Here is a 12,353-nt window from a genome sequence, read left to right on the forward strand (position 1 = left end):
GCTCATGCGGCATATCAAAGTAATTCGTTTGAAGTTCAGAAGACTTTTCATCTCCGTGTTCAATTGGGCACGTTTACGCTAATCCGAAACACCCAGAAGGCGACAAAACAGTTTGTCATATTCCGCACTCGCCGCTGGGATCGTGTATTGCTGAATGTTATGCTCTGTCTCATTGAAGCTCTCCGCAGCAAGCTGCGGGGAATGCGTTTCGCTATGCATGTTCAATAAATTTTTATTCGCAGGGTTCCGGAGAGCCGCCTCTATCCCTTCCGCAAGTGCTCGCGGGTCTTCGCTTGGCACCAGGACGCCGAGCCTGCCACCTTGTAATATCTCTCTTGGCCCGGTTCTGCAGTCTGTGGAAACAACTCGTGTTCCCATGGCAAGGGCCTCGATTAGCGCAAGTGGCTGACCCTCCCACCTGGACGACATCACAAAGACATCTGCATTCTTGTAATATGGGTAAGGATTCACTTTGAATCCCACCAACCTCACATCCTCTTCAAGTGACAGCCGCGAAATATCGTCCATTAACCGCTCGCGCATCTCACCTTCGCCCAAAATCAGAAGCTTCACCACCATTTTTTCCCTGAGGATCGACACCGCCTCCAACAATATATCAAACCCTTTTTGATGAGAAAGCCTGCCCGATGCCACCATCAACGGAACTTTTTTGTCCTCGAGCCACTGCTCGTCGAGCGTCTGTGAGGCCTTCTCAAATACCGAGCTGTCAATTACGGGGTTACAGATAACCGAAACATGGTCTGCCGCATGAGCCGGGATCATTGATCGAATTTCTCCGGCAATACCTTCGGAAACGGCAACGATTCGATCCGCCCTCCATAAAATATGCCTGTAGAGCCAGATGACAAAAGGTTTGGCATCCGTACCGACCAGTCCACCATCCAGGGGCACATGCCTGGTTATAACCGAACGATAACTGTTCCGGCAAAGCAACCTGAAGAGGACATTTACGAGATTTGCCTGCTCCTTGGCGGAGATGACCACGTCGGGTCTGTTCTTCCTTACATACTGCCGGAAGGCCTTTGCTACAGCAAATAGTTTTCTCACCCCCCGCTTCTTCCCTTCCGGCATCAATCCGAGCAGATTTACCGATTCAGGAATTGAGGCAATATGGGAACCCGTACATTCAAACAACACGATCTCGACCTGGTAGTTCCTTTCAGCCACACCCTCTGCCAGGTTAAGCATCATTTTTTCAACTCCGCCAGTCGGCAGAGATTTCAGGAGAATACAAAGTTTCTTTTTCATTCCCTGCCTCAAAACGATCATTCCGTATCAGACGCCTCGTTCGTTGCAAAACTTTCCTGCGACCCCTTCCAAACCCTCTTGATTACAAATATCACGATAGCCACGAGAATAGACAGCTCCGAAAAAAGGAGAGCTAGAGCACCGCCGATAACGCTGTACATCGGGATCAAGATAATGCCCGTGACCGCCATACACACCACTCCGGCCAGCACTGCAATATTATGCAATCTCTGATGTCCTGCGGCGATAAGAACAAACCCATAACTGTGTCGTAAAAAAAACAGAGGTATCAACCAGACGAGTAACCTGAAGGCCAGAACGCTGGCCTCGTAACTGCTTCCGAAGAGAGCCAGAACAATCTCTTCACCGAAGAACATCCCCACCCCGGCAAAGGGAATTCCCATGGCACACATAATCCAGTGCAGGTTGGTCTGGGTTTTCCTGAAGCCCATTCTGTCCCTGATGTACATTTCGGACAGCGCCGGGTAAAAAGCCATCGGAAGCATCACTCCCGCCGTGCCCACGGCAAGTATGGCCCTATAGGGAGCCATGAAAATCCCCACTTCAAACGGGGTAAAGAAAAAGCTTATTAATAGTACCGACAGATATCGATAAACAGTCAGGAGCGCGCTCGATATGGAGAGATATATTGATTCCCTGATATGTGAGGACCAGACACGGAAGTTGAAATCAGGCTTGATGGTTATCCCGGTTTTCCCGGGCAGGATATAGAGCAGGATAATAGAGCCGAAGAGGCCGGCTGCCGACCAGGCAAATGCGGCCCTGCCCAGATCGTTTTCGCCTCTGACGAGAAAAAAAACAGCGATCAGAAAAATCCCCGATGAGGCAAAACTCCCGTAGGCAATATATTTGAATTTCTCAATGCCCTTGAACACCCAGTCGGAATATAGGGACTGGGTGAACAGATAAAAACCGCATCCGATAAAAGCAACTCTATGCTCCGGGGGCATATCGACAAGTGCAACAGATGCGGCATAAATCAGAAAAAACACCGCGCCTGACGTTACTCTCAAGGTGAAAAGCGGATTAATTATCCGGCTGGAGTCGGTCCTGTTTCTGGCAATCTCTCGAATTCCGTACATATCGACGCCGAGATTGACTGCAAACCAGAAATAATAGGTGATCGTCTGGGCCAGTGCAAAGACCCCAAAACCGGAAACTCCGAGTGATCTGGCAAGATATATATTGGTAACGAAAAATACCCCTTTGGCAGTCGCCTCACTCAAGATTGACCAAACAAAATTGGCTGTTATGCGCTTTGAGAGAGATTGATTGGTGATACCGACCTTGCGGCCATCCGCTTTCAAGATATTTTCATTGCTCCTCATAAGGCAGGAATTCTCTTCTTGGGCTTTTGCATCAACAACAATAACATGATCCGCTGACCATCGGCAAGAGTGTGGGACAACAGGGTGGGACTCCTCCGGTCACTTCAATTCAAGGCAAAATGACAACCTGAAAATCAAACAGAGTTCGTTGAAAAAGAAAAGCCCGGGACGCCAGTTGATAGCGTCCCGGGCTTGGGTTGAATTTATTGTATTGTTGTTAGATTACGGAGCCAGGGAAAGTGGTGTATCGCCGGCTGTTCCGTAAGTAAGCACCCTGTCAGTCCCGGCATTCCATGCGTTATTCCCATCCATGTCGAGATACCAGGTGCCGTTACGATAGGTGCCGATTTCGGTGGTCCCATCGTTGTTCCAATCGCCGGTAACGGGTTTGTCGGTAGAAATACCGAACTTGACCAACGCATCGCTTCCACCATTCCAAATGTGGTTTCCGTCAGAATCAAGAGCCCAGGTACCGTTACGGAATACACCGATATCGGTGATTCCATCGCCATTCCAATCACCGGTAACAGGTGTGTCGGTGGTCAAACCGAACCTGAACACGGCATCAGTCCCAGAATTCCAAATACGGTCGCCGTTGGAATCAAGCACCCAGGTTCCGTTACGGAACAAACCAACATCCGTAATATTATCGTTGTTCCAATCGCCGGTAACAGGCAAGTCGGTGTAAATACCGTACCTGAAAGACACATCGATTCCCGGTTCCAATACATTGTTACCGTTTGTGTCAAGATACCAGGTACCGTTGCGGAATACGCCGACTTCGACGGTTCCGTCACCGTCCCAATCACCGAAGATGGGTTTGTCGGTGGCGAGACCGAAGGTGAAGGTTGTATCAACACCCGCATCAAGCACATCGTTACCGTTTGAGTCCAGGGTCCATGTGCCATTGTTGAAAAGGCCTCTCACAATATCACCCATCGGCAATACTGAAGAGCCGGCGGCATTGACGGCGAAGACATGGTATCTGCTGCCGGCAGGAGCTGCCGTATCAGTATAGGTGGTTGCGTTGGCCAGTGTGAAGCCAAGGAAGGTGAACGCGCCGCCATTGACGGAACGATCAATCCGGAAGGCAACCTCATTGGCATGATTTCCGAGTGTGCCTGGATCTGCTTCAGGGGTCGGGTCGGTCCAGGTCAGGACATTGTCCGCCCCACTTGGGGTTGCTGCCACATCAAGGACCGTTCCCGGAAGAAGCTCGGCAAACTGGAGGCTGATCGGGCGCATCATGTCGTTCTCCTCATGGCTGAGGATATGGCAGTGCCAGACGTATTCCCAGTCGAGATTCATGAAACGATTGAGGTTTGGAGTCGCCCAGGCCTGCCCGGTAACCGGATCAATCGGAGACAATGCAGTGGTGTCGCCTATCGGCCGCGCAGGATTCAAGGGTCGGTAGCTCTCCGGGACACCGAATTTCATCGACGGGGTCACCGGCTTCAGGGCAACGATGGTATCTTCCAGCGGGCTGATCCGGACCGTGTCTTTCCAGCCAATCTCGGTCGGGTCGGGCAGACGGAGGAAACCGTCCCAACCTACCCGGTTCAACACCTGGACATCGAAAAGGTGGAAATGGACCGGATGGGTATCAACACCGTTGTGGGTAATCTTCCAGACCTGGACCTCATCTTCATTCAACACTTCAGAAGAAGGATCACTGTAGGACTGGAGGATAAAGTTGACCTGCCCCGCCCCCGGATTCTCCTGGGTCAGACCAAGGCCGGCCCGCATCCTGCCGAATTCGTCAAAGGTTTCACCCTGCTCGTCCTGAATCGCCTTCGCCTTCATGGTTACGGTCTGAACCGCACCAAGCTGCGGATTGAAGAAGGAAATGTTCTTGTCATTAATCCGGGCAATACCCCAATTGGGATAGGATGTCGGGAAGGTCGTGTTCCAGTTGTCGTTATAGGCGCTGAAACCAGTGCCTTCGAAGGCAAACGCTTCGTACAGCGCGGGATCTCCACTTGAATTCATGTCACCCTGACCGGCAATAATCGGATCATGGACATTGCGGAATACACCTGGAGATGTGCCGTCTGCCGGATCGAAGGCCTCGACCAGGTTGGCCATATTCAGACCGGGACCTGCAGTATTGGAAACCTTGATCTGCATAATCGTCCGGGTGTTCGGCCCGAATCCCACCGGAGTGGTGTCAAAGCCGCCCATTGCGCGATTGTCCGGTGCATCCGTGTAATAATCGTAATGCGGGTCAAGGGCCGGCCAGGGAGCCGGAGCATCGTTATACAGAATCAAGGTCTTGCCGGCATAGGCAGAGAAGTCGACAATCACATCCGCCCTTTCCGCCGGTCCGAGGATCAGCGAACCGGTATTGACATTCCCGGCGTTAAAGGTGGTCACGTCAACATTCCAGTCTACGGGATTGTTTGGAATCACTACCGGCTTCGGCAGGAATCCGCCCTCGCTGCCGATCATGACCCACTCGGGTCCGACCCAGCTCCAGTCAGGCACTCCGCCATCTCGACCATCTGCAGGCCAGGTAGCCGGTCTGGACAGAATGGTTCCGCCGGGAGGTGCAATGCTGACAGCTTCGCCGGTTGCGGGAACCATCCTGACCTCGGTCCCGGTGGCCAGGGCATTTGCCAAAGTACCGGTATAACCCGCACCGGAGAATGCGGGATCAAGAACGTTCGGCGGAAACTCAGGAGTATTGACGGGCACCGGCGGATTGTCGTCGGCAATGTACATCTGCAGGTTAAAGAACCGGTCATGGGCTGCGTTCAGAATCCTGAACCGATACGCCTGGGCATCAACATTCAGCACCGGATATGCGGTGCCGTTGACTGTCGGAGTGTCCATAAACGCTTCCGCACCCCATGAAGGGTTTGGAGAACTGGGGATTTCCGGAGCCTGGCAGAAACCGCCGAAGCTTCCCGGAGTATCCGGAAGGGCGGGATCACAGGCCGGATCGTAATAAGGATTCGGGATCGGCTGGAAAAAGTTGTTGGTCGCCGGCCAGAAATACGGGCCGTACGCCCAGCGCCCCATCGGAGCAATACCGCTGAAGTCAAAGGGGTTCTGGGCCGGCATGTACACATGCGGCCACCAGAGGTCACCTTCGACCGGGGTCATGGCTTTACCGGGGGTGCCGTCCCAGGGATTTGTTCCCCAGGCCCAGGTCGGGTCGGTTTTCGCGATTTCACTGGCGTCAACAAATGTTTTGTCCTGAATGACCAGCGGAATCTCGGCGGCAGGAATGGTCCCCGCAGCAATCAGATCACGCTCGGCCTGCTCACGAATCAGGTACCCGGCAGCCTCGCCGACATAGACATTGAGGCGGGTAATGCCCCAGGCATGATCATGATAAAACATCATTCTGGAACTCTGCTGGTTGGTCCAGTAGTACGTCTGGGCGCCAGGGCCGGGGTCCGGCATGTCGGGTACGTTCTCCACACTCACGCCGGTGGGGTAATCGGTCACCTCGCCTGCAGGAGTGATCCATTGATGGGGCGTCCCGTCACTGATCCAGGGGGTACGTCCGCCATGGAGATGGAGAAGACCGCGGTTCTGGGTGAAATCACCCGCCGTCAGGGCCTTGGGCTCCAGAGTCACCGGATCGTAATCGATTTCATAAGGACCGGCGCCCATGATCGAGGTATCAACCGGGACAAAAAGATTCCCGCCTGCTCCGGTAGGAAGTTTGTTGATAAATTTGACCCTTACCGGCCGGTCTTTCTCGGCAATAATGATCGGCCCGAGATAATGCGGCTCGGTCTGGACCAGAACCGTATTATCACCGCCGGTAAGACCTGCACCGGCAGCGCCTTCAGCAGCGCCGACACAGTCAGTGCCAAGGGGATTGGCCGGATCAGGTACAGTACATCCCGATGTATCAGTCCCCCTGTTGACCTGCATATACTCGCGCAAGGTCGTAACCGGCAGATCGGAATGCATCTTTTCCGTGTGCTGCCGCAACTCGATCTCATAGTAGTCAGAGCCGGGATAGGAGGTCACATCCGGTACGGCCACCGGAATGTACTGCCCCAGGTTGTTTGAGTCGGCGGTGCCGAGCAACGGGAGTGTGTCGACGAATTTCCGCAACGGTGGGCTGTAGGCCCAGTTGGGACTCGTCAGATAGTCCGGAATACTTCCCGGTCCGATAACGTAGGTCGAATCCGCAGTTGCTGTAAAATCGGCAAGGTAGCTCGGATCCATATGCTCGATCTGGGCGGGATCGACTGTCAAAACAGCAGGGTTGCTCGGGCTCAGATACGCCCCTGCCGTCCCCGCCCCCAGAAAGGAAGCCATGACCGACAATGAAGCGGTCATGATAAAACGGAAATTTTTTCTTTTCATAATTTTTGCCCCTCTAGCATTTTTAGATAACTCAGTGTCCCTATGAAACTGAATCTATAAAAATCACGCAGACATAGCCAAGTCACTGCTGCGGTTATTCCCCTGTATTGCCGGGTCCAAGCCGGTTGATCGTCTGGGCCCTCACGGCCAGCATCTCATCGCGCCGGATCCGCGCTTCCTCCCTTTTTTTCACCAGGTCCAGCTGCGCCTGGGATACAGCCGTTCCAACCGGGGAGGTCCGGGACGCCGTGTCAGGCCGGGACCGGGTGGAAGTCTGCAGCGAATTCTTCTTCAACTGTCCGGCGACTTCCTTCCCGGCAACTGCAGGTACGGCTGGAGCAGAAGAGGAAACAGGCTTTCTTTCCCCGGGCACCATCCAGGCCAGCGCCGCAACCAGGAGCACAAACAAAAACCCCGTCATTAGATACTTCATTTGATTTGTCATCTTACCTCCTTGCCCCGTGGGGTCTTACTCGACAGGTACAATTCGTTGACCTTGACGATATATTCATCAGCAACACAGATACATTCCCCGGCCAGAAAGGGGTTGTTCAGATCAACCGTCAGTTCCCGCTTGTCGGCAACCTTGATCATTCGCCAGCCACCCGGCTCCGTATAGTTCAGATAATCTACGGACAGCGCGTTGCAGCGCGTCCCGCAGAGCGACTGACCGACATCGGTCTGTTTGACGTCTCCGCCCGGTTCATAACGGTATCCGCTGACGATGAACACCTTTTCCGTTTCATCCTGACCTGCAGGCGCATCAGCTGTCGCTTCTGCACTAATCAGCAGGGAAAGGAGAATCGGCAATATCAAGAGACTGAGCTTCTTCATCGGCGCGTCCTCATTCCTTCAAGTTCAACCATCATTGCAGTACCCATTCACTGCGGCGCTCCAGTTGCGGCTGATCTCCCTTGCCAAGCTGGACAACAAAGCACCCTTTGGATGCATAGCGCTGGCCCGGGCCAAAACTTACCCGCTCGTAAAGCGGATAGTACTGATCACGCATCATCCCGATGACATCAAGGAAAAAGTCCCGATAATATTCCCCGCGCATATCCATCAGCGCCTTGCCGAGCAGTTCATTGGTGATGTTTGACTGCTTGACGATTTTCGAGTCATAATCAGCCGCCGGTTTTCCGACCAATACCTTTCTGACCGAGATGTCGTAACGCGCGTCTTCCTGCGGGAGCCGGTAGGGATAGGTGAAATAGAGGAGATCCCGCAGTTGCTCCGGAACTTCCCACAGGGATTTCCCGACATCCGTTCCCGAGGCCACGATCACCCCGGGGCGGTCTGCGATATCGGCCAGCCCTTCGAAGGCGGCCAGCGCGGAAGCGTCGTCCCAGACAAGGAGCGCTGCCGGTTTCAGTTCGGCTATGATCTTCCGCAGCCGCTCTCCGGAGAATTGCTCCCCCTCTTTCAGGATGATCTCGACAGCGGCCGGATGCCCGGCGCCGGCCCAAATTTCATTGAAGCCGGCAGCCATAGCCTGTCCCTTTCTGCTGTCACGGCTCACCTGGACAATCGCCCGGCCGTTGAAGAGGTCATACATGCCATGAAGATAGCGTGCTGCGGTTTCCCCTTCCAGGCGGACCCCGCGGGAGAGATACAGGGTGTACCAGTCCGTATCGCTCAATACCGGATAATCGACAATCGGCAGCAGGTTCGGAATCCGGTTCTCTTCGCAGAAACGATGGATCGGTTCCCAATCGCCGTTCGAGATTCCGCCGAGAATGGCGAACACCGGTTCTGCCTGGTAGTAGGCGTCCAGCTGGGCGCGCCAGGTGTCAGCCGGTCCTTTCAGGGTCCAGCGGGCCAGGGAAAACCTTTTTTTCAGAAGGTCCGGACCCAGCATGTTGTATCCCATGCGCCCCACCCGGTCATTGGCTTCAGAGGCGGTCGTCAGGCTGTTTTTGCGGCTGACGGCAAATTCAATCGGCGCAATCATCGACTCAACAGCCAGCGGGTCGGCTCCCTCGACAATCACCGTCGCGAACCTGATCATCCCGTCACTCACCCCGGGCGACGGTTGGTCGGAGAGGGTTTTAAGGTAGGCGATCAGAATCGCCATCTCCTGGTCGCCCAGATCATAAATCGGCATGACCTGCTTTACCGAACGACCGGACGGGTCGATGCCGCCGGAAATCAGCTCGGCCAGGGATTCATCGGTATAGGCGGGGCGGGGCTGAAAATAAACGGCATAGTTATGAAAGGACGGGACATGCTCAAAGCCCTTGATATATGACTCGCGAGGCGCATAGAGGATCCTGCCGTTGGTGGGCGGGGTTGCGATCTCCCCTTCCACCGAGCCGAGGCCGCTGCGCAGGTGGCAGCTGACGCAGGTAAATGAAGCTCCGGAAACGGGTATGTCACCGGAAACAAAGGCCTTCATCGGCTCGCCGGAAGGGAGAATGCCCTCGCGGTACATCTTTTCCCCGAGACTCAGGATCTGCTCGGGAGTGAAGGACGTTTCGGCGGACGCGGCAGAGGATGAGGGAGCCCAGCCAACCAATAACAGGAGCACGCCCTGGAAAACGGCAATCCGTGCAAGACCTGCCAGCAAAGTAGTAACGGAAATATTCATTTCACCCTCATTTTCTGGAGTTCATTGATCAGGTCGCGGCTGCTCATCAGGCCGTAAAGCCTGAGCCACCGGCCATCCTCCACAGAACGGACAAAGTTCAGCGGCTGATGGTCCATTTTGTCACGAAAATAGGCATCAAATGCCTTCATCACCATATCGATATCCATCCGGCTTCCGCTCAGAAAGTCCCAACCCGCTTGCGCCTCGTAGCGGCCAAGATACTCCTGCATGACCTTGGGCGTGTCGTTCTCCGGATCAATGGAGATGGAAACCAGACGGACATTTTCAATTTCCGGGCCGTATTTTGTCTGGAGATTGGCAAAACCTGCGGAAAGAATCGGGCAGATGGTGGTGCAGGTGGCATAGATAAAATCAACGATGACCGGTTCATCCGCTTCCAGCAGAGACTTGATCCGGACCTTTTCTCCACGCTGATTCACCAGCACCACATCGGGAATGGCAACCCTTGCCAACGATCGCTCATATTTCCCCGCTGAAGCCCCGGCATCGGTAACCGCAATCGCCGTCAGAAAGATGAAAAACGCCACTATCAAATAGAAGTGTTTCATGATAAGCCGCCCCTTTGCTAATTCCTTTGAAGTGTTGTAATGCTACGCTCAATGACAATTCAAAGGACTTGTCTCTTTTCTTTACAAACCCGCCTGAACAGGTGATTCATAGCAATCGCCCGGCGGATTTTCCGCCATTCTCCATAACCCAGTATTTCAGGTTGAGGCTTGAGACCACTTTCTCAACGTCGGTGGCGGTATAGGGCTTATGAATAACCTCATGCGCCCCGGCCAGTTTTGCCTCACGGAAAAACTCCATGCTGCTGCGGTCGTCACACTCAAGAACTCTCAACATTTTCGGATACAGCTTCCTGATCTGCCGGATAAACCCCAGACCATCCATTTCCGGTAGATCGCGGGCACAGACCAGTGCATCATATTCGTTTTCAGAAAGGCACCTGAGAGCATTGTCTGCATTACCGGAAGTCATCACCCGACACCCCATTCCTTCAAGGAAGAGCTGCATTGAATCCCTCACCAGATCATCAGGGTCCATCACCAGTATCCTTTTATTCATAATTTCAATCTCAATTATATCGCCGGCAAGGCGACCTGAATCTGTTCTCCCGGCAGGAGAACCAGGCAGTCAAGACTGCCCAGGGGAGCCGCCGCCGATTTTATCTCAATTACCGGAATTGCAACACCTGTGCCACTTTGTCGTATTATTCTTAACTATGCCTGTTTTCAGGTTATTCGGTGCCTGGAGGGAAAAAAATACTCGGGAGTGGCCGGTCAATTTCGCAATTTTATAACCCCTGGTTTAGAAAAATTGCGAAACCGAACACAGAACACACATGGTGGGAGGAGATATTATTTTTGAAGGTTTGTCCGCAACGTCAAAAGCACACCAGGAATACGAAACTTATGCCCCTGGGCGAAGGCGAGCCTGCTAGACATCGAGAATTATAACTCAAGGGGGTACTGAAGTGAGTACCCGAAGGGTGAAAAAATCAGTCATTCTGTCTTCTGGCTTCTGTCTTCTGGCTTCTGGCTTCTGGCTTCTGGCTTCTGGCTTCTGGCTACTGGCTACTGGCTTCTGGCTTCTGACTTCTGGCTACTGGCTTCTGGCTTCTGGCTTCTGGCTTCTGTCTTCTGGCTACTGGCTTCTGGCTTCTGTCTTCTGAATTCTGTCTTCTGTCTTCTGGCTTCTCATCTTGGAATATCACTACGACTCTGAACCATATGCCCGCAATTGACTGATCACGCGCATCATCTGCCTTTTTTCAGCATTTCCATCCGGGCGATATTTTTACCCAATTCGATCAGCACATTCTTCATTTCCAGCGGGGTCAAAAGAGGGTCGGTTCCGGCAAGGGCATCCCGGATCCCTTTCATTACAAATTCAGGGTCGATCTCCTGCCCCTGGCGGATGAAATCGCCGCCGACCTGAAAACCGATGCTGTAGCCGAGCCGGACACTCTCATCCTGAAAATCAAGGCCCTCATTTGCCATACAAACACCTGATAACATCAGGAACAAAAGACATGCGACAGATAGTAATCGTTTCAAGGGTAACTCCCTCCCAATTATTTGATTTCAAGCAGTTCGAGCTCAAAGATGACCGTCCGGTCACCCAGAGGGCCCTTTTCTCCATATGCCAGATGATGGGGGATGAAAAGCTGCCATTCCGACCCTTCCGGCATCAGCTGCAGCGCCTCCTGCAGTCCGGGAACACTTTTGCTGACCGGCACCGTCTGCGGGCTTCCCTTGCGCCAGGTACTATAGAACTCGGTGCCGTCGATCAGGTTGCCCTTGTAGTGAATGGTGACGGTATCTTCCAGTTTCGGCATCCGGCCATCGCCTTTTTTAATAATTTTATACTGAAGGCCGCTCGCCAGGGTCACGACACCTTCCTGCTGCCGATTCTGTTCAAGGAAAAGTTGTTCCGCCTTTACATTTTGTGCAGGCAGCCCGGGTTGCCCGACTCCCGACTGGTCGGTGGCATCTGCTGCCAGGCTCTTTTTAAACGCGATCAGGGCTTCCTGCATCTCACCCCTGTCCATGACCGGGGCATCTTTACGGGCGTCCGTCATTCCCTGCAGGAAGGCCGCGGCATCGACGGTCCTGCCGTGCTTTTTCAGATCACCGCCGATCTGGTACCCGATGCTGTAGCTCACCCTGTCCTGATTTTTGAGGGCGTCTGTTTTCCCCGGCAACTCTTCCGCCGGGCATATCCCCGGCAGTAAGAATAAAGCTGCAAGAGCAACCGCCGCATATCCATTTTTCAAAATGATCCACTCCTCTGATTTT

10 protein-coding genes are annotated in these 12,353 nt (G+C 53.5%); all 10 read right to left on the bottom strand.

Annotated features, from left to right (window positions below):
• Nucleotides 1–78 precede the first annotated feature (78 nt).
• The 10 genes from KKG35_12075 to KKG35_12120 all read right to left on the bottom strand — a co-directional run bounded on the left by KKG35_12075 (nucleotide 79) and on the right by KKG35_12120 (nucleotide 12,331).
• Nucleotides 79–1,269, bottom strand: a complete 1,191-nt coding sequence (locus KKG35_12075) for a glycosyltransferase (GenBank protein MBU1738864.1) — start codon at nucleotides 1,267–1,269, stop codon at nucleotides 79–81.
• A gap of 17 nt (nucleotides 1,270–1,286) precedes the next feature.
• Nucleotides 1,287–2,597 (bottom strand): flippase, encoded by a 1,311-nt coding sequence (locus KKG35_12080; protein ID MBU1738865.1) that lies wholly within the window; start codon nucleotides 2,595–2,597, stop codon nucleotides 1,287–1,289.
• A gap of 243 nt (nucleotides 2,598–2,840) precedes the next feature.
• Nucleotides 2,841–6,947, bottom strand: coding sequence for a multicopper oxidase domain-containing protein (locus KKG35_12085; protein MBU1738866.1), 4,107 nt, complete (start codon nucleotides 6,945–6,947; stop codon nucleotides 2,841–2,843).
• 94 nt (nucleotides 6,948–7,041) lie between these two features.
• Entirely contained in the window at nucleotides 7,042–7,368 is a 327-nt protein-coding gene (locus KKG35_12090) for a hypothetical protein (GenBank protein MBU1738867.1), read from the bottom strand.
• A gap of 20 nt (nucleotides 7,369–7,388) precedes the next feature.
• Nucleotides 7,389–7,781, bottom strand: coding sequence for a hypothetical protein (locus tag KKG35_12095; GenBank protein MBU1738868.1), 393 nt, complete (start codon nucleotides 7,779–7,781; stop codon nucleotides 7,389–7,391).
• Nucleotides 7,782–7,812: 31 nt separating this feature from the next.
• Nucleotides 7,813–9,534 (bottom strand): amino acid ABC transporter substrate-binding protein, encoded by a 1,722-nt coding sequence (locus KKG35_12100; GenBank protein ID MBU1738869.1) that lies wholly within the window; start codon nucleotides 9,532–9,534, stop codon nucleotides 7,813–7,815.
• Complete coding sequence (locus KKG35_12105) at nucleotides 9,531–10,103, bottom strand: SCO family protein (GenBank protein MBU1738870.1); 573 nt, start codon at nucleotides 10,101–10,103, stop codon at nucleotides 9,531–9,533. The genes KKG35_12100 and KKG35_12105 overlap by 4 nt, the downstream gene beginning before the upstream one ends.
• A gap of 106 nt (nucleotides 10,104–10,209) precedes the next feature.
• Nucleotides 10,210–10,620, bottom strand: a complete 411-nt coding sequence (locus tag KKG35_12110; GenBank protein MBU1738871.1) for a response regulator — start codon at nucleotides 10,618–10,620, stop codon at nucleotides 10,210–10,212.
• 692 nt (nucleotides 10,621–11,312) lie between these two features.
• Entirely contained in the window at nucleotides 11,313–11,555 is a 243-nt protein-coding gene (locus tag KKG35_12115) for an FKBP-type peptidyl-prolyl cis-trans isomerase N-terminal domain-containing protein (protein ID MBU1738872.1), read from the bottom strand.
• Between the two features lie 74 nt (nucleotides 11,556–11,629).
• Nucleotides 11,630–12,331: an FKBP-type peptidyl-prolyl cis-trans isomerase gene (locus KKG35_12120; GenBank protein ID MBU1738873.1), complete on the bottom strand. Its 702-nt coding sequence runs from the start codon at nucleotides 12,329–12,331 to the stop codon at nucleotides 11,630–11,632.
• Nucleotides 12,332–12,353 lie beyond the last annotated feature (22 nt).

The organism is Pseudomonadota bacterium (assembly GCA_018823285.1).
In the GTDB taxonomy this organism is placed as follows: Bacteria; Desulfobacterota; Desulfobulbia; order Desulfobulbales; family JAGXFP01; genus JAHJIQ01.